This is a genomic window from Vibrio jasicida 090810c, assembly GCF_002887615.1.
GTDB lineage: Bacteria > Pseudomonadota > Gammaproteobacteria > Enterobacterales > Vibrionaceae > Vibrio > Vibrio jasicida.
Genome location: NZ_CP025793.1, coordinates 676196 through 693971, shown reverse-complemented (window position 1 = coordinate 693971; position 17776 = coordinate 676196). Strand labels below are relative to the sequence as shown.

General features: G+C 45.5%; 16 protein-coding genes. 8 read left to right on the top strand and 8 right to left on the bottom strand.

The window, feature by feature from the left end; all coding sequences use genetic code 11:
• Positions 1-3 precede the first annotated feature (3 nt).
• Both C1S73_RS20730 and C1S73_RS20725 read left to right on the top strand, forming a co-directional pair.
• Complete coding sequence (locus C1S73_RS20730; RefSeq protein ID WP_038865074.1) at positions 4-378, top strand: MmcQ/YjbR family DNA-binding protein; 375 nt, start codon at positions 4-6, stop codon at positions 376-378.
• Between the two features lie 5 nt (positions 379-383).
• On the top strand, positions 384-926 hold the full coding sequence (locus tag C1S73_RS20725; RefSeq protein ID WP_038865355.1) for a nucleotidyltransferase family protein: 543 nt from the start codon (positions 384-386) through the stop codon (positions 924-926).
• 7 nt (positions 927-933) lie between these two features.
• Here the strand turns inward: C1S73_RS20725 and C1S73_RS20720 are convergent, their stop codons facing one another.
• Positions 934-1857 (bottom strand): LysR family transcriptional regulator, encoded by a 924-nt coding sequence (locus C1S73_RS20720; RefSeq protein WP_009706305.1) that lies wholly within the window; start codon positions 1855-1857, stop codon positions 934-936.
• A gap of 121 nt (positions 1858-1978) precedes the next feature.
• On the opposite strand from C1S73_RS20720, the gene C1S73_RS20715 reads away from it, so the two are divergent.
• The 5 genes from C1S73_RS20715 to C1S73_RS20695 all read left to right on the top strand — a co-directional run bounded on the left by C1S73_RS20715 (position 1979) and on the right by C1S73_RS20695 (position 6106).
• Positions 1979-2647, top strand: a complete 669-nt coding sequence (locus C1S73_RS20715; RefSeq protein ID WP_038865073.1) for an SDR family oxidoreductase — start codon at positions 1979-1981, stop codon at positions 2645-2647.
• Between the two features lie 99 nt (positions 2648-2746).
• Complete coding sequence (locus C1S73_RS20710) at positions 2747-3934, top strand: MFS transporter (protein ID WP_038865072.1); 1188 nt, start codon at positions 2747-2749, stop codon at positions 3932-3934.
• Between the two features lie 79 nt (positions 3935-4013).
• Entirely contained in the window at positions 4014-4643 is a 630-nt protein-coding gene (locus C1S73_RS20705; RefSeq protein WP_005439224.1) for a GrxB family glutaredoxin, read from the top strand.
• A 10-nt stretch (positions 4644-4653) separates the two neighbouring features.
• Positions 4654-5745 carry an alkene reductase gene (locus tag C1S73_RS20700; RefSeq protein WP_038865071.1) on the top strand — a complete coding sequence of 364 codons (1092 nt, stop codon included), beginning with the start codon at positions 4654-4656 and terminating at the stop codon, positions 5743-5745.
• Positions 5746-5908: 163 nt separating this feature from the next.
• Entirely contained in the window at positions 5909-6106 is a 198-nt protein-coding gene (locus C1S73_RS20695) for a hypothetical protein (RefSeq protein ID WP_038865069.1), read from the top strand.
• A gap of 142 nt (positions 6107-6248) precedes the next feature.
• On the opposite strand, the gene C1S73_RS20690 is transcribed toward C1S73_RS20695, so the two are convergent.
• From C1S73_RS20690 to C1S73_RS20670, 5 genes are read right to left on the bottom strand one after another with little or no spacing between them, the layout of a single operon-like run.
• Positions 6249-7307, bottom strand: coding sequence for a toxic anion resistance protein (locus C1S73_RS20690; protein ID WP_038865067.1), 1059 nt, complete (start codon positions 7305-7307; stop codon positions 6249-6251).
• A 15-nt stretch (positions 7308-7322) separates the two neighbouring features.
• Positions 7323-8027: a phospholipase D-like domain-containing protein gene (locus C1S73_RS20685; RefSeq protein ID WP_038865065.1), complete on the bottom strand. Its 705-nt coding sequence runs from the start codon at positions 8025-8027 to the stop codon at positions 7323-7325.
• Entirely contained in the window at positions 8028-12890 is a 4863-nt protein-coding gene (locus C1S73_RS20680; protein ID WP_038865063.1) for a DNA repair ATPase, read from the bottom strand. It lies immediately after the preceding gene.
• A 57-nt stretch (positions 12891-12947) separates the two neighbouring features.
• A complete protein-coding gene (locus C1S73_RS20675; RefSeq protein WP_038865062.1) occupies positions 12948-15035 on the bottom strand; it encodes a flotillin family protein in 2088 nt (695 codons plus the stop codon).
• Positions 15036-15056: 21 nt separating this feature from the next.
• Positions 15057-15656, bottom strand: coding sequence for a DUF1449 family protein (locus tag C1S73_RS20670; protein WP_038865061.1), 600 nt, complete (start codon positions 15654-15656; stop codon positions 15057-15059).
• Between the two features lie 427 nt (positions 15657-16083).
• On the opposite strand from C1S73_RS20670, the gene C1S73_RS20665 reads away from it, so the two are divergent.
• On the top strand, positions 16084-16605 hold the full coding sequence (locus tag C1S73_RS20665) for a DUF2058 domain-containing protein (RefSeq protein ID WP_038865060.1): 522 nt from the start codon (positions 16084-16086) through the stop codon (positions 16603-16605).
• 70 nt (positions 16606-16675) lie between these two features.
• Here C1S73_RS20665 and C1S73_RS20660 read toward each other — a convergent pair whose 3' ends face one another.
• Positions 16676-17125: a YHS domain-containing (seleno)protein gene (locus C1S73_RS20660; protein WP_038865059.1), complete on the bottom strand. Its 450-nt coding sequence runs from the start codon at positions 17123-17125 to the stop codon at positions 16676-16678.
• 84 nt (positions 17126-17209) lie between these two features.
• Positions 17210-17602 carry a ribosome recycling factor family protein gene (locus tag C1S73_RS20655; RefSeq protein WP_038865058.1) on the bottom strand — a complete coding sequence of 131 codons (393 nt, stop codon included), beginning with the start codon at positions 17600-17602 and terminating at the stop codon, positions 17210-17212.
• Between the last annotated feature and the right edge of the window lie 174 nt (positions 17603-17776).

The window sequence follows — 17776 nt, the reverse complement described above, 5'->3', positions numbered from 1 at the left end:
CCAATGACATACGATGAATTTAATCAATTCTGCGGCTCATTCACTGCCACTTCTCATGTTGTTCAATGGGGTGATGCGCACGTTTGGAAAGTAGGCGGAAAGGTGTTTGCTATTGGTGGCTGGAGTAAAGACAAGCAGCCTGCATTTACGTTTAAGACTTCCCCTTTAAACTTCGATTTTTTAAGTGATTATGAGGGCTATATTCCTGCCCCTTATTTCGCAAACCGTGGAATGAAGTGGATTCAGCAAACGGAAACCTCCGGACGCCTAGACGAAGAGCTAAAGTACTATTTGTCAGAATCTTATCGATTGGTTGCACTTGGCTTGAGTAAACGAAAACGCGATGAACTCGGCATTGAACTGCCACCAGCGAAGTAATGCCGATGCTTGAAGATAAACTTGCTCAGTTTTTAGCAGAAGATCCACTTCGCATTCAAGCATTGGAGTGTGTTCGCTCACTGGCTTTACCAGATTGCTACATTGCTGCAGGCTTTGTACGAAACCTAGTTTGGGACAACCTTCATCAAAAGCATAATCCAACACCATTAAACGATCTTGATGTTGTTTATTTCGAGTCGAATGAGTTGGACGAACAAGCCTACCTCAAATACGAAACGCAGCTAAACGCCTTGATGCCAGAGTTCAACTGGCAAGTGCGCAATCAAGCAAACATGCACCTAAGAAATGGTGATACACCTTACCAAAGTACCTTAGATGCGATGAGTTACTGGCCAGAAAAAGAGACGGCGGTTGCGGCCAGATTGAACGAAAAGAACCAGATAGAGTGCATTTCTGCGTTCGGATTTGAGTCTTTGTTTGAAGGCCAGATTACTTACAACCCCAAGCGAACATGGGCGCTGTTTCAATCTCGGGTAGAATCCAAAAACTGGTTAATCACATGGCCTAGATTACGGGTTGCCGTCTAAGTCTTGCTTATTCCGGAAACTGGCTATGAAAACGCTCAATTAAGAAGTCCAAAAACAAACGAAGTCGCTTGGGTTGATACTGGCGGCTCAGGTAAATCACGTTCAAATCCGCGCCTGCAGAAGAGGTCGATGCGTTGAAGTTCTTCATATAGCCATTTAACACCGTCACTAAACGCTGCTGTTTGATGTCCTCTTGTACGTCGAGAATCGATTTCAACGCAATCCCCGCCCCATCTAATGCCCATTGACGAATCACTTCGCCATCATCAGAAAAACGCTTCGGTACGACAGTTACAACGTTGTGCTGCTCTTCATCTTGAAAGTGCCATGTCTTCAACTCTTCATTGCTGCGAACCATGGCTAAACAATCGTGCTGTGCTAAATCTTGTGGCGTGATCGGCGTGCCTTTCTTTGCCAAATACTGAGGAGAAGCGCAAAGCACTCGGCGACTGGACGCCAGTTTGCGAGAGATAAGGTTGCTGTCGGCTAGCTCCCCATATCGGATAACGATATCCAAACCGGACTCAGCTAAATTGGATAAGTTATCGTTCAAATACAGATAAGGGATAACATCGGGATAGAGCTGACTAAATTCCGACAGAATTGGCGAAATGTATTGCTTACCAATATCACGAGGAGCTGAGATTTTAAGTGTGCCGCGCACTTCTTTGGTGCCAGTTTGGAGCAAGTTCTCCGTCTCTTTAACGCTGTCGATGATTTCCAAGCATGCCTGATGGTACATAGCGCCAGAGTCCGTCAGTGAGATATGCCTCGTACTACGATTAAGTAATTTCACCCCATAACGGTCTTCCAGCGACTGCAATCTTGCCGTTACTGTTGCTGGCGATAAGCCGAGCTCTCTGCCAGCCGCCGCCAGCCCTTGGTTCTTCACTATGCTGACAAACAGCGTCATATCCGAAAACTTGTCCACATTCCCTCCTAAAACCTCATTATTCGACTGAGCTGAATAATAAATTCAAATATTACCCAATTATCAATTTTCTTCCAATCAATATACTGGCTCCAACGAAACGAGATTGGAGAAACAAATCATGAAAACAGAAAAAACCGTTTACGTCGTACTCGGTGGCACATCAGGTATTGGTGCTGAACTTAGCCAACAACTTGCAAGCGAGAATGCGGTTGTCCACGTAGCAAGCCGCAAAACAGGGTTAGACATCAGCGATGAACAGTCGGTTTACCACTACTTCGAAGCCATTGGTGCTTTTGACCACCTGATCGTCACAGCAGGCTCTTATGCTCCGGCAGGCAAAGTGGTGGATGTAGAAGTTTCCCAAGCAAAATACGCGTTCGATACCAAATTTTGGGGCGCAATCAACGCGGCGAAACATGGCGCACGCTACATCAAGAAAGGCGGCTCAATTACGCTAACGTCTGGCATGTTATCGCGCAAAGTTGTTGCTAACACCTACGTCAAAACTGCCATCAACGCAGCCATTGAAGCGACCACGAAAGTACTGGCGAAAGAATTGGCTCCAATCAGAGTGAATGCGGTCAGCCCTGGTTTGACTAAAACTGAGGCGTATCAAGGCATGAGCAAAGACGACAGAAATGCCATGTACCAACGCACACAAAATAGCTTACCTGTAGGCAAAGTTGGCGAAGCCAGTGACGTTGCAAAAGCTTACTTACTTCTGATTGAAAACAGCTACATGACTGGCGCCGTGATTGATGTTGATGGTGGCGCACTGCTTGGCTAACAACACACGCTTAGCTAACCGCAAATAAAAACAAGGTGCCAAAGCCATAAAAAAGCATGGCACCAATGGGTTCAAACGAAATAAAAAAAGAGACTCCCCATGAATAAAGAAAAAATGCCACTGCAGGTATGGATCTTAACGCTTGCAGCTTTTGCTATCGGTACCGCGGAATTTGTTATTGCAGGAATCCTTCCTCAAGTCGCCAACTCTTTGTCCATCACGGAAGGGCAAGCGGGTTACCTAATCAGTGCCTACGCGCTTGCCATTGTGTTTGGCGGCCCATTACTTACGATTTACTTAGCGCGCTTTAACAAGAAAGCCGTACTGGCTGGACTAATGGTGCTGTTTATTCTCGGCAACGTAATGTCCGCTTTCGCACCGAACTACTTTGTGTTGATGGTCAGCCGAGTGATCACGGGCTTGATTCAAGGTCCTTTCTACGGGATCGGAGCCGTGGTGGCGACCAACTTGGTTTCAGAAAAAATGGCAGGCCGTGCGGTCGGACAGATGTTCGCGGGCCTAACACTGGCTAACGTTTTAGGTGTGCCTGGCGGTACTTGGATTGGCTTGCAATTCGGCTGGCACACCACTTTCCTAACTGTTGCCGCTTTTGGTTTAGTGGCTCTGTTCTTCATCACTTCAGTGATCAAATCGACTGGTCATGGCGAAGCAAAAGATGTCAAAGCGCAATTGGCTGCGTTCAAAAACCCAATGCTACTTATCAGCCTTGCGATCACCGTATTTGCTTGGTCGGGGTTTATGACTTTGTATGGCTACATCGCCCCTATCGCCATGCACATCACTGGCTTTGGTGAAAGTGCCGTGACTTGGATTTTGGTTATCGTTGGTGTCGGTCTGATTGTCGGCAACACCATGGGTGGTCGTTCATCAGATAAAAACCTACAAAAAGCGTCCATGTTCTGGGCTATCGCGATGATTGTGTCACTGGTACTGGTCGGCCTAGCTGTCGACAGCAAAGTTCTGTTTATTGCCACCGCCTTTGTATTTGGTATTGCGTCATTCGCTAACGTGCCAGCAATGCAGCTTCGAGTAATGAACCACGGTGGTGAAGGTCAAGAGTTAGCAGCGACAGCAAACATCTCTGCGTTCAACTTAGCCAATGCCTTTGGTGGTTTCTTAGGCGGCATGGTGCTCGATAGCCAAATGGGCGCAGGTATGATCCCTTACGCAGCCATCATTGTTCCACTGATTGGTCTGCTATTCATCGCCAAGGCGAACCGCAAAGAAAGCAAACAAACTGAGCTAACACCAAGCTTCAACAACTAATTTCATCCCTACTGGTAGCCCTGACTTTACGCCTCCCGAACAAGAGGGGCTACCCAATACGAATCGATAGGAAAACACTATGAAACTCTACATTTACGAACATTGCCCATTCAGTGCTCGCGTCCGCTATGTTGCTGGCATGCTGAATATCCAACTCGACGTCATCAATATTGCTTATGACGACGACAAGACCACAACAGACCTGATTGGAACCAAACAAGTACCACTTCTTATCAAAGACAATGGTGAAGCGATGGCAGAAAGCCTAGATATCATTGCTTACTTCCTTGAACTGGCTACATCAAGTGAAACAAGTCACCCATCTCAACAAGCGCTAGATTGGCAAAAAATCGCGTTTCTTCCACTGCAGAAGGTGGGTTACCCACGTTGGTCAAACATGGATTTACCAGAGTTTGCCACTCAGTCTGCACAGCTCGCTTGGCGCGCGAAAAAGGAAACGGAAGCACTCAATTTTGACGCACTTCTGCAAGACACACCAAACATTGCCAAAGAGGTAGAAGCGCTCATCGAACGTGCGAAAAGTGTGTTGAATCTCGATTCCTACCAGCATGTGACTTTGGTAGACGAAGCGATCTTATTTTCTATTTTGCGCGGTTTCTTCAGTGCCGCAGAAATCCAATGGGACAACATCGTGAAAGATTGGATGGAATCGGTAAGCAACAAAACCCAAGTACCACTACTTAAGTAAGGAGTCGATCATGAGCAAGCTATTTGAACCAGCACAGCTAAAACAACTGGATCTACAAAACCGTGTAGTCATGGCACCAATGACCCGAGCGCGCACCAGCCAACCGGGAAATATTCCAAACCAAATGATGGCGACTTACTACAAGCAGCGCGCTAGCGCAGGCTTAATCATCTCTGAAGCCACCCAGATTTCAGACGATTCGCAAGGTTACTCGTTCACACCAGGCGTCTACACTGATGAACAAGTGGCTGGCTGGAAAACCGTCACTCAAGCAGCAAAAGAGCAAGGCGCAGCGATGTTTTGTCAGTTATGGCATGTTGGCCGCGTATCACACCCTACATTCCAAAAAGGCGAACAGCCTATTGCCCCATCAGCACTAAAACCGGTAGAAACCCAAGTGTGGATTGCCGACGAACAAGGCAATGGCAATATGGTCGACTGTGTAGAGCCACGAGCGATGACTCAAGCGGATATTGACCGTGTAGTGAGTGATTTCGCTCATGCCGCGAAACGGACGATTGAAGCAGGCTTCGATGGCGTTGAAATCCACGGCGGTAATGGTTACCTGATTGACCAGTTTCTACGTACCAATTCAAACCACAGAACCGACAACTACGGCGGAACTCGCGAAAACCGACTTCGCTTTTTGTTAGAAGTGGTCGATGCAGTGAGCGAAGCCATTGGTGCCAACAAAGTGGGAGTACGACTCGCACCTTTCATCACTTTCAAGGACATGAACTGCCCAGACATTGTGCCAACCATCCTTGATGCATCGAAACAACTTCAAGCTCGTGATATTGCGTACTTGCACCTGTCTGAAGCGGATTGGGACGACGCACCAGTGATTCCAGAAAGCTTCCGCATCGAACTACGCGAATACTTCACCAACACGATTATCGTCGCGGGCAGTTACACCCAAGAGCGTGCTGACGAGGTACTTGAAAAAGGCTATGCGGATTTAGTGGCGTTTGGACGCCCGTTTGTTTCTAACCCAGACTTGGTGGCGCGCTTACAGCACCAACAACCTCTGGCTGAACTGGATGGCTCCACACTCTTTGGTGGTAATGAACAAGGCTATACCGATTATCCAGCGCTTGGTTGAGAGGCTTTACCCGCTTCTGATAGCGATTCATAGCGTGCCGTATTTCTCAGATTAGTCAGTTGCTATCCCATAAAGGGAAAAGCGCAACGCAGCTCAACGTTTTCTTAAGTTTGAGTGTAATAAACTGACTGCATATTCAGAATGCAAATTTAGGAGAACGCTCGTGTCTGATGAAAATACAAAACAGGAAGTGACTGTTGTTGATATTAAGATGCCATTTATGTCGATGGTGATCTTTATGGTCAAGTTCGCTATCGCTTCAATCCCGGCGATGATCATTCTAGGGATCATCTTCAGCATTTTAGGGATGATATTTGGCGGAATGTTCGGTGGCATGTTCCACGGTTCTGGTCACATGTAAGCGCAATCACCGCTGATGTGGTTCTGTAAACTCGGCATGAAACCACGCTGTCTCTTTTACCAAAAAAATCACTCCCTATTTTCTATTACTAGTTACAAGTAGATAAAAAATAAGTAAGGGAGTGATTTCTCGATGATTCACCTTACAAGGTTTGCTGAAGCGCTTGTTTAAGTTCCGCCTCTGCTCGCTCAATCACTTGCTGAGCCTGCTCGCGTTGCGCTCTGCCTTCCTTCACTCGAGATAGTGTATTGTTCAACGTTTCTATCGTCAGTTGATTCACGGTCTCTAGAGAATCGAGATCGAGAATGCCACGCTGGTAGTTTTCTGCAATTTGTTCTTCTAACGCCTTCAGTTTCTCCGCGTTTTGCACATATTGCTTATTGGTGTAATCCTTCACCGCGCGCGTTACCTTTAACGCTTTCTCTTTTTCGTAATTGGAAATCGCAATCAAGAACTGGCGCTTCCACAATGGGAAGGTGTTGTGAACGATATCTTGAATGTCTTCCATCAGCATTTTATTGCCTTCTTGAGACAATCGAATCTGGGGCGCAGTTTGGATGGCAGCAAGGCGAGTAAGCTCAAGGTTATGCACGCGCTTTTCTAAACGCGCAACAGCTTGGGTCGCATCCCGATATTTCTGAGCATCCAACGCGTCGCCACTTTGCTCAGATTGTGCCAGTAAGCTTGGTAACACATTCTGAGTAAGTTGATTTAACTTATACCTACCAGCGGCGATGTACTGCTCTAATCCGCCAAGCAGATCTAAGTTATGATCATAGAGCGTATCGAGCTGGGTAATATCATGAGCCAACTTCATCTCTTGTGCTTCTAAACGCCCTGAAAGCTGTTCCAATTGGCTTTTCACTGAATCAAAACTTGCCGAGAATTTTTTGAATGAATCAAAAAGCTCACCGACTAGAGGAAGTCTCGATAACAAGCTGGTTTTGCCTAGATTTGAGAATTCAGCGCTGTCCATGGACGATACCATTGCATGCAAAATATCGCCCGCTTCACCGCTGTCGCGAACACGGACTTGCTCTAAGACTTCGTCAGAGAAAGCGGTGATTTTTTCTAGTGCTTCTTTACCAAAAGTGATCGTCGCTACACTGTCAAACGCATCAAATTGCTCTGCTAGCGCGACGATTTGAGGAGTAGCGTCCACCTCAAGTACCTGATGTTCAGAATTCATCAATTCGGTCATGGGATCTCCCTATATTTATGACGGCTTATGACAAGGGAACTTTTGCCATAACGTTTCAAATTGTCTTGAGAACGCAGAAACAAACCTGCGATCGTCGGTAAGCGTAATATCTTCCTGATTGTATTTAGAAGCACTGCGTGTCCAGTTAAAGCTGCCATTGATCAACCGCTGTTGGTCGAATATCGCGAACTTGTGGTGCATATGATATCGAGTGGTATCAATTTTAACCGCCACACCTTGTGCTGCAAGATATTCAACATCACTGCCTTTATCGTACATTTTGTCGTTGTCGGTCACGATTCGGACCGCCACGCCTCTTTTATGCGCCGCAAGGATCTGATCGGTTAAGTCATTATCTGCAATCGTGAAAACGCAGATATCCACTGAATGACGAGCCAGTTTCAGCTGTTCAATAATGCCGGATGCGCACGCTCTACCCGGTGAAAACCAACTCGACGCGGTATCTGCCGAATTCGCACTCATTACATTGTCTAAGACTTTGACTACTCGCTCTAACCAGCGAACCAAAGCGGCTGCATCACCTTGGTTTTGTATTTCTTGTTGTACAAGCTTAAAGCTCAAATTCCGCAGGTACGAACGGTCTTCATGACTTAATACCGAATCCTGCAGCTCCGATTGGAGCTCTCTTCGCTCACTATCATCTAGGCGGTAATCTTGTATCGAGGCCTCCAACCATGCAGACCATTTCTGTCGATTCATTTAGTTGCCCTCCTGTTCATGGTTACCAAAGCGAGCAACGTGCTGATTCAGCATGGCAAGTTGCTGCACCACCTGTCCGGCTCTGTCTTCGGAATCACCCATCATTTGCTGACGCTGATACCCTTCTTTGATTTCAGACCAACGAGCTCGCTGTTCATCCGTCATGTCACCACGTAGCTCTGCAAGCTTAAGTAGGTTCTCTTCAGTGCCCGCAGCCAGCGTTTGCGCTTCACCCTGATAGTGATCTTGAAGCAGCGTGTTCATCTCTTGGTCGGTCATCACTGACGAGATTTTCTCCGCCAGTTTATTCATGTTTCGATACGAGCCTTGCAGCTTGAACGGAGGTTCGACACGATACTGATCCGCTGTTGCGGCTGACTTGATGTACTGCTGATTCACCTTCAGCACAATTTGCTGAGCCATGATCAGTTTTTGTAGGGTTGTCACGATCTCGCCAGATTCGATTGCTGAGTACGAATGGCTCATCTCACTCAGGGCGATATTTTCTCCCTCTGCCATTCTGACAAAGCGGTACAAATCATTCAGGTCTCGGGTTGCTAAAGGCGCAAGAACATTGTTGGAGGTGAGCGAGTTTTCGATAAAGCTTAAGTCGAAGATCGATTTTTGGTCAGACAGCATGTCACCGAGGTTGTAGATGTCCGCACGGTTAGCCAACATATCTGGGATTCGGAACGCTTCACCACTCTCGGTATACGGGTTACCCGCCATGACGACAGCAAACTTTTTGCCACGCATGTCGTAAGTTTTCGTTTTCCCTTTCCATGTACCTTCTATGCGGCGAGTACCGTCACAGAGTGAGATGAATTTCTGTAAAAATTCAGGATGAGTATGTTGAATATCATCCAAGTACAGCAACACATTGTTGCCCATCTCGAACGCGAGGTTAATTTTTTCAATTTCACGCGCCGCATTTTGATCAGGGGCGTCGGCTGGATCGAGGGATGTCGCTTGATGACCGATGGATGGGCCATTGATCTTCATAAACACCAAACCTAATTTGTGCGCAACATACTCAATTAACGTCGTTTTACCGTAACCAGGCGGAGAGATAAGAAGTAGCATACCCATCAAGTCAGTACGCTTTTTGTCGCCTAACGTGCCCATTTGCTTAGCAAAGTTGTCGCCAATAAGAGGTAAGTAACTCTCACTGATCAGCTTGTTGCGCACAAATGACGTTAATGGGCGAGGTTTAAACTCACTAAGACGGAAATCTTCTTTGGCAGAGCTCAGCAACTGGGTACGCTGGGATAGATAAGCTTCAAAGCTAGGAACTACCGAGCTTCGATGATGTTCGTTTCTTTGAATAAAGTCATCCAACACGAGCTCTACACTGCCTTTGCTAATTCGAGTGTGCTCTCCCAGTAATCCTTCGACATGACACACCAATGAAAAGTCGACACTGGCTAGCCTTTTCTCTGACAAGGTATTCACCACAGCAACCGTCGCCGCTTCGCATGCGAATGCCTGACCGTATTGCTTTTTCGCAGTGTACGCGCTTAACCACTGATGATGATCGTTAAATGATTCGGTAAAGCTGAGCGGTTGAGGTTGCCAGCCCAAACTGCGTCTAAATTGCAAATAATCTTCACAGAGAGAAAGAGAATCCTGGCTCACTTCAATTTGCCAATCTTGCTCACTCAATAGCTGCGCAAGGTAGTCAGCGGCTTCATGTTGATCATCATTTAGGGAATCAACCAGTTGTTTTTGCAGCTCTTGATACGCTTGCGATGCATTTAAATGCTCTCGTAATAACTTCGCGTTTTGCGCCTGTTGTTGATAGTGATCTATTTGATCAGCATCTTGCTCTAATAACCATAAGATGGCTTTCGAGCGCGCGGTTTGGCTGTAACGCAGTAACCCCGCTTGCTGATAAACAGGCAGCACTTTACGTAAAATGTTGACCGCATCATGATCGTGGATACCTTTGACATACCCTTCTCGATAACGTGGCGCCGCAAAGCGTTGAACGAGTTCATTCAACTTATCTTCTTTCAAAGCTTCATAAAGCGTTTCTAGGCTCTGCCCATCTTGATTGATAGAAGCTTGATGCAAGATCAAATACGCCAGATATTCCGCTCGATAGACATCTTCACTTTCTGAGGCTACGTCTAAACGAGAAACGGTTTGCAAGTCGAGGAATGCTTTATCTTCAACTGCTTGGTAAAAATCCGTACCGGAAATGTGTAACGCCAATTCACCACTTTGATCGACCAAACTAAGGTCAAGTGGTTGCTGGTTCACACTGAACCTATGCTTGCCCAAACGCAGAACGGTTCCACCTTTCTCGAAGATGTCTTGGTTATCACGTAGCGCACGCAAAGATTGGTCTTGAAGCGATTTCAATTTTGCGTCAACACTGTCAGCTTTCACACTGTCGCCAAGCTCACGAATAGTCTGAGACAACTGTTGTAGCTTAAGTACCATTGCATCAGTAGCAAAGTAGCTATTTAGCCCTGCGACATCATCAAATCGTTCAACGCGCTTTTCTACGCTGCTCATAGTGACATTCGCCGCTTGGAGCAAGTTATGAACTCGACGTTGTTGACCCGCTATGAGCTGTTGCTTGTGGTTATCCAGTGTCGATTGGATCTCATCACGCTTTGAATATATTTCGGTCAAAAACTGGTCGAAATCTGCAAAACGCGACTCTAACTTATCCAATTGCCCAACGAGCTTAGCAAGCTGGGTATCACAATCATCTGGCGTTAACGCTTGCTCCATTGCACTGCTCACCGACTGGCTGAGTAGCTTAAATTGAGCACTAAATTCCGCTTGAGCTTCTTCGCTTTGTAAGCCTTGAGATTTTGCTCTTAGCTTGGCTGAAACAGTGTTAAGCAGCGACGTTACTTCTGTCGTGAGGTCTAAGATCCGAGTTGCTTGTGTCGGGTCTTCGGTTTCGATATCCGTGACTTCTTCTGTCACTATCTGGAGCTCATGACGAAGCGTTTCCACTTCTTCATTAAGCTTCTGAATCTCCGCCGTTTTGGTTACTTCTTCGAGCTGTAATTCAACTTTTTGAATTTGCTTCTTGAAAGGGACGTACGCTTTTTCGTCTTGAAGAAGGGTGAGCAAGTGCAGGTTAAGTGACTCGCGCTGTGCCTGTAATTCTTCAAGCAAACGGTCAACTTGAACTTCATCAATGTAATGTTGCTGACGGAGCGACATAGTCACACCGACTTGCCCTTTTACTTCACTAAGCAAACTCAGTAATGTGTTCGCTTGCTCTTTTGGGGCCAGTTTGATTTTGCCAATGAGCTCGGAAACGGCCAATTTTTGCTCATCTAGGCTGCTTGAAGCATGTTTTTGTAACTGTTGAACTTTGGCAAACTCATCGATGATCTTATCGGTAGTCCCCATGAGTTCATTGATCGCACTGCCTATTCCGCAAGCGTAATCATGATTGAGCCAAGTGTAGTGATCGAGGGTCGAGCGACACTGCTTGATAAGTACTTCATAGGCCGCTTGAGTTACTTCTTCACTCTGCGCTAATTGGCAAATCGAAAGAACAGAAGACAGCGCTCGAACCAACTCCGTATTACCAAGATTGAACAGTGGACTACTGCCTTGGGTTTGCGCGTTGACTTTCGCATAGTGCTCTGGGGTAGAAAATGGCGTATCCCAAATTCTCATCGGGTGGATGGTCGACGCCTCTTCATTCTCAGACAATTGAAACACTAACCAGCGGCCATCTGGGTATAAGCTGTAACCGTGGCTCTCCATTGGCGCTTCAAATTTCTTCTCAATCAAGTTGTAGGTGTACGCGATGTAATAACCTTCAACGGCGTTGAAAAAGATATAAAGAATATCCTCACCATTCGGTGACGTGATCTGCTGGAAGAACTTGAGCTGGTCAGCGTCAAAGGCGAACTGTTTGTCTTCACCATTAGATAGAACGTAGCCATTGGCGTATAGCACGCCATGATCTTCAGGTAGCGTTTTTGCGCTTGCCCCTAATGCATCAGCCCTTACGACGGACTGAGTCACTGAATTGTAGAGGAAGTATCGAGCGTGTTTTTCTCGGTTTGGCTTTACTCGTAGTGCAATTAAGTCTCCGACAAACGCGTAATCGATATGTGCGTCAGCCACGCTTTGGTGTGGGTCTTCAACGTCTTCTCTATAGATACCTTTACCATCTTTGGTATTGTCTTCCACCTTGATGGTTAAGTCCCCGCCAACACATTCAACAAACAACTTATCTTGAATAGACACATGCGGATGATCGCCAAGCACGTGGTCATCTCGCGTTGTTGGGATCCAATCAAAATCATGTTGAGGAACACTGGTTAAGGCGTTCTGACCTAAGGAATCAATGTACTCGATAGAATGAGCGTTGATCTGAAAACGGAAAACTTTTCTGTCTTCTGGACGCATGCCAATTTGGAAGGCGATATAAAGCGTGCTTTCTTGACGAGAGATTTGAGAAAGCTTTGCGTCTCGGTAGTAAGTAAACAGTTCCGTCAATTCATGGGTAAAACGGGAATCGGATAAAAAACTGGATTCAAGTGGAAGCGGCTCAACACGAAATGTCCCTTCATTTTCATGGAGGTGATAAAGCCCAAACACATCATCTAATGAAGGCGTCGCTTTCATCCCAACTTGCACATGATAACCGAACAATAAATGCTGGTTTACCTGAGCCATATCGATTGGAATGCACTTAGCATCGGTTTGAACATTGACCTTGCCGATCAATTTAAAATCTTGGCCGCCAAACGTTTCTTGGCGTTGCTGATTGAAGGATTGGGAGAGAGACTTTAGCTGGCTGCCTTGCTGCAACAAACGCGTCTTTAAAACATCGTATGCACCAGCATCACTCACCGCTTTTTGAGTCATATCTGACATGCTAATACCTATAAATCCCGCTTACGAAGAAGCGGGATTTTTTAGAGAGAGTGAAAATTATGATTTATCGCTGGTTGTCGTATCTAGGGAGCTTTGGATTTTCTTCATTAGCTCCGCGGCGCCACCTTGTGAATTCAGCAAACCCGCTAAAGCAACGTTACTCAAATCACTACTTTTCAGTTCCGTACTCTCTAACACGTCTTTGATGTCTTGCGGCAAGCTACGGTTGCCATTTACGTAATCTGAGACCAGTGGGTTAAGAACCTCTGATTCGTTAAACTTCGCATCAACGACAGCAGCATCCATGATAGTGCGGCGGATTTGCTCCATCCCTTCACCACCAAACAAACGGATATCTGCCTTCGATAGCGCCTCGCCCAAGGCTTGAGCATTCGCTCCGACCACAGTCTTCTGAGCATCAATACGCGCCAATTCAAGGTCTTTCTCTTGCTGTAACTGCATCACCCACTTGTCGTGTTCACGTGTGTGATCATCATATTGCTGAGCCGCCTCGAAACGAGCTGTCTGAGCTTCTGCTTCTGCCAGGCCTTTAGCACGTAGGGCTTGAGCTTCGGCTTCACCGGCACTTTGCAAGGTGTAAGCTTCTGCTTCACCCGTCTCTTTTATCGCAAGCGCACGCTCACGCTCTACTTCCACTTCAGCAAGACCTGTTGCACTAATCAACTCTTTCTCTGCTTGTGCCATGCGCTCTTTCGCTGCGGCTTCACGATCTTTCGCCACAAATTCTGCTTCCGCACGTTTGGTTGTGACCACCTGCTCCGCTTCAGCTTGGCGAGTCTTCACTGCCAATTCATTTTCCGCGTCACGTGTCTTCACTTTCATCTCAGCTTCGTTTTCGATCAAGATACGTTCAGAACGTTCACGAGCTGCGTCTTTCTCTGCGCGAGCTGCAACCAATAGTTCGATCTGAGCAGATTCCGCAACCGCTTCTGCTTCCGTCAGCTTGATGCGTTTTTCACGGTTTACACGCTCATTCACGCGCAAGTTTTCCGTTTCTTCCTCTTCGCGCGCAATCTTACGTTCGATTTCAACGCGCTGAGAACGAGTCTCTGCGACAGACTTCATCGCTTCTTCGACCGTCGTCTCTTTCTGCATTTCTTTTTCAGCGACTTCCGCTGAAGTGCGAACTCGTTCAGTCTCGACGGAACGATTGAGCTCTTCTTGTTGAATTGCCACTTGGCGCTGGTTTGCAATACGTGTCATTTCGACTTCCATCTCGACACTTTCGCGTTTCTTAGCAACTTCTTCCTCGGTTTCAAGTTCAGCTAGCTTAGTAATTCGCTCATATTCTTCACGTTTTTCAGCAGCCAACGCCTCTTCTTGCGCTTTGATAATATCGATTTCACGCTGAGTACGAGCTATGCTCTCTTTCTCTTGTTTATCAAGCTGGAGACGATTCGCTTCGGCCTCAACGTTTTTCTTCTTGATGGTCGTTTGCTCATCCTGACGAATCGCGTTAGTTTCCGTGTTCTTTTGCGCGGTAATAGCAGAGATTTTACGAATGCCTTCTACGTCGAGAATATTGCCTGGGCTGTGCGCATCTAAAGCCGTTTGGTCGACTTTATCGATCACAACATCATAGATTTTAAAGCCATCCATTTCGCTACCGATTACATCAACAACGGCATCACGAAACGCACGACGATTAGTTAACAGCTCTTCGAATTCAAACTGTTTTACCGCCGTTTTAAGAGCTTCAGAAAACTTAGGTTGGAAGTGCTCTTTTAAGCGGTCTAGGTTAGAAGCATCATGAGCAGTAAAGAGTTTAGCAACACGAACAATGTCTTCTTCTTCATGATTCACACCGATATAGAAATCGACTTTAAGGTCCGCACGAATATTATCTCGGCAATGCAGGCCCTCATATTCTTCGCCTTCTTGGTCTTTACGACCACTTCTAACGACAGAGATTTTTTTACGAGTAATATCCATGAACTCAAATTTATTGATCACTGGCCAAACAAAAGTACCAGTTAAAGAAGCGCGAGTAGCATGCAGTCCGTTTACAATAAGCGCGTCGCCTTCACCTCGAACTTTTTTATATCGGGTGGTAAGAAACACAAGAATAATCAAAAAAATCCCGATACCAATCCCAAGGAATATCAGACTTGGAGAAATCTGCATAGCTGCTCCTTAATTTTCTAGCTACTGATTAATAATGTAATATTTTTTTTGTTTATTTAGAGAAACGATTACGACATCGTTACCATATTCAATGGGTGCATCCGACTCTAATATTCGGGCATCCAGTAAGAATTCACTGCCATTATGATGGACAATAATTTCACCGCGCTGAGCATTCACTTCACCACTGTGCACCTTTGCTTTCATCCCTACAAAATCGACCTTTGCAAACGCCTTACTCTTATCAAAGAGTGGCGCTAATGGGCTTAATAACTTGGCACTAATATACAAAGACAAATAGAAGTTAACGGGGATAGAAACGACTTTCGCAATCATCGCTGTAGTAGTGCTAATGTATTGATCTATAAAAGAATAAAAATAGAAAGACAGAATAGTGGCAAAGAAGAAACTCACGCACAGGCCCACCGCTAGTGGGACTTTAGATAATATAGGGGGCAATAAGAGCCCACCACTAAATAGATTTCCCGATTCAAATAAATCGATATCTGCGACCGCCACATCTACAACATTAAAGATGAGATCAATGCACATAATCAAAAGAAGAAAAACAAACGGCACAAAGAACACATTGGTCGGAAAGGACAGCAATATATCGATCATTACAAATAATAGATTTCAACGGTGAGGGTTATCGAGTTATGGTAAAGGATCATAAATTGAGTTTTTTTCCTCTGCCTTTTTTTTGTGACTGACATCGATAAAATTAAAACCAATAAAATAAAAATCAACTACATCAATGATTACTAATATTATCAGCCTCACAATAAATCGAAGAATAAATAACAATAAGCACACTAAAGTAAAGGCCGTTGGAATTATCTAATAATTACTCAATTATATTACAGAATGATAGTCTCTTTATTTCTACTATTTTTTATCGAACCAAGTTCTATATTTTAACCATTACTCATTTCCATTGTTCTCCTTAGATTAGCGAACTCAATATCAATGAGAAGGACTTCCCCCTCTTCCTTTGCGTCTTCTGACTGGTTAAAATGCACAAAATTGCGCACTAACCGGATAGAACATGGCAAAACTTACCCTTCAAGAGCAGATGCTAAAAGCAGGCTTGGTTAACGAGAAAAAACTGAAGAAAGCTAAGAAAGGCTCTAAAAAATCACGCGTTCAAGCCCGCGAAGTAAAAGCGGCGGTTGAAGAGAACAAACGTCAGCAGTTAGAACGTGACAAGCAACTTAGCGAGCAGCAAAACAACGAGCGTTTGAGCAAAGAAGTTAAAGCGCAAATCATTCAGCTAATCGAAATGAACAAGCTTGATTTGAAAGATGGTGACATCAAATACAATTTCACTCACGGCACGCTAGTGAAATCTCTCTATGTCGATTCACTTGTCCGTGATCAGTTGATCAAAGGCATCTTGGCAATCGCCATCGTTGGTGAAAGCTATGTGGTCATTCCTCGTCCTGTTGCGAACAAGATTGCTCAACGTGACGAGTCTGTGATCATCGAACAGAAAGAACCAGAAGCGGATATCCCTGCAGAAGATGACCCGTACGCAGATTTCGTAGTACCAGACGATCTGATGTGGTAATGCTCCATTTCATGGAACCAAAATTGAAAAAGGTCGCTGTAATAGCGACCTTTTATCTTGTTAGACTTCGTTATTCTGCAAGTAACTTCGGCCAGTTTTTATCCCCGCTCGCAATGTTGCCCGGAATGTCCTGTTGCCAAGAGGCTTGAACGGATTTGCTGTAGTTTAGGTAGAGCTTTCCATCGTGAATATTCCACGCATTGGGGTCTATCTTGGCGGTATAGCCTTTGCTCACTGCCCAAGCACAATAGCCGCCATATTGCGGTGCAAATTTCTCAGGTTTTTTCACGAATGCATCCCGATTTTCAGCCGATGAAAAGTACCATTTGGCATCATTCCAACGATAAGTGAAATCGCTGTCACCTTTGACTGGTTTTGATTGAGTGAAGTAGGCGACAGGGTCATAACCACGAATCGCTTTACCGAGAAAGTCGCTATAAACAGGATCAAGAGCGAAAGCAGGAAGCGTCAAACTCCCCCAAATGAAGAATACACTCAACAGTTTCAATATCAGCTTCATAACCTTCCCTCTCTACGTTATCCGATGTTTGATAATCAATCGCTTACCTATATAGACAGGGAATAGGAGAAGAAACTTTCAGGTTTATAGCATCTCAGCATCGAAACGCGCCGTTCGAGCTTGGGCGATGGTACAGTTGGTTTCCGACATTAGCTCCGCCAAAGTAATGTTTGGATTCTCCAAGACGAATCGAATCAGCTTGGCTTCCAAAGGTTCAAGCTTGTCGCTGTGCTTGGCAAGACCAACTTCCATTTTGTTGATCACAAATCGCATTGGCTCAGATTCTTCTGCCTTGATATGATCGAGGAACGCTTTCAAATCCAAAGCCTCACCTACAATTTCCCAATTACGCGAGCGTCGAATACGCTTCAGCTCGCACTTGTTCTCTGCGGCGATAGCTTTGGCTCGCTTAGCATGATCACCACCAATTCGGTGAATCAAAGATGGTAGAGGGATGGAGATAATCTTGTCAGTCATCACAATAGTGGCATGGTTAATTTCGTTGCCTATGATAAACAGCTCGCCTCATTTTTTCATCGAGAAAACTTAATCGTTTTCAAAGCGTGGTGATTTTAGTCGAAAATACAAGGTTTATTCTTGCTCGCTCAATAAACTTTAAAGATTCTGACACCTTTTATATTTCAGCAAGAG

Coding starts and splice junctions, on each gene's coding strand:
- C1S73_RS20730 (WP_038865074.1), top strand. CDS start 4: ATGACATACGATGAATTTAATCAATTCTGCGGCTCATTCACTGCCACT.
- C1S73_RS20725 (WP_038865355.1), top strand. CDS start 384: ATGCTTGAAGATAAACTTGCTCAGTTTTTAGCAGAAGATCCACTTCGC.
- C1S73_RS20715 (WP_038865073.1), top strand. CDS start 1,979: ATGAAAACAGAAAAAACCGTTTACGTCGTACTCGGTGGCACATCAGGT.
- C1S73_RS20710 (WP_038865072.1), top strand. CDS start 2,747: ATGAATAAAGAAAAAATGCCACTGCAGGTATGGATCTTAACGCTTGCA.
- C1S73_RS20705 (WP_005439224.1), top strand. CDS start 4,014: ATGAAACTCTACATTTACGAACATTGCCCATTCAGTGCTCGCGTCCGC.
- C1S73_RS20700 (WP_038865071.1), top strand. CDS start 4,654: ATGAGCAAGCTATTTGAACCAGCACAGCTAAAACAACTGGATCTACAA.
- C1S73_RS20690 (WP_038865067.1), bottom strand. CDS start 7,307: ATGACCGAATTGATGAATTCTGAACATCAGGTACTTGAGGTGGACGCT.
- C1S73_RS20685 (WP_038865065.1), bottom strand. CDS start 8,027: ATGAATCGACAGAAATGGTCTGCATGGTTGGAGGCCTCGATACAAGAT.
- C1S73_RS20680 (WP_038865063.1), bottom strand. CDS start 12,890: ATGTCAGATATGACTCAAAAAGCGGTGAGTGATGCTGGTGCATACGAT.
- C1S73_RS20675 (WP_038865062.1), bottom strand. CDS start 15,035: ATGCAGATTTCTCCAAGTCTGATATTCCTTGGGATTGGTATCGGGATT.
- C1S73_RS20670 (WP_038865061.1), bottom strand. CDS start 15,656: ATGATCGATATATTGCTGTCCTTTCCGACCAATGTGTTCTTTGTGCCG.
- C1S73_RS20665 (WP_038865060.1), top strand. CDS start 16,084: ATGGCAAAACTTACCCTTCAAGAGCAGATGCTAAAAGCAGGCTTGGTT.
- C1S73_RS20660 (WP_038865059.1), bottom strand. CDS start 17,125: ATGAAGCTGATATTGAAACTGTTGAGTGTATTCTTCATTTGGGGGAGT.
- C1S73_RS20655 (WP_038865058.1), bottom strand. CDS start 17,602: ATGACTGACAAGATTATCTCCATCCCTCTACCATCTTTGATTCACCGA.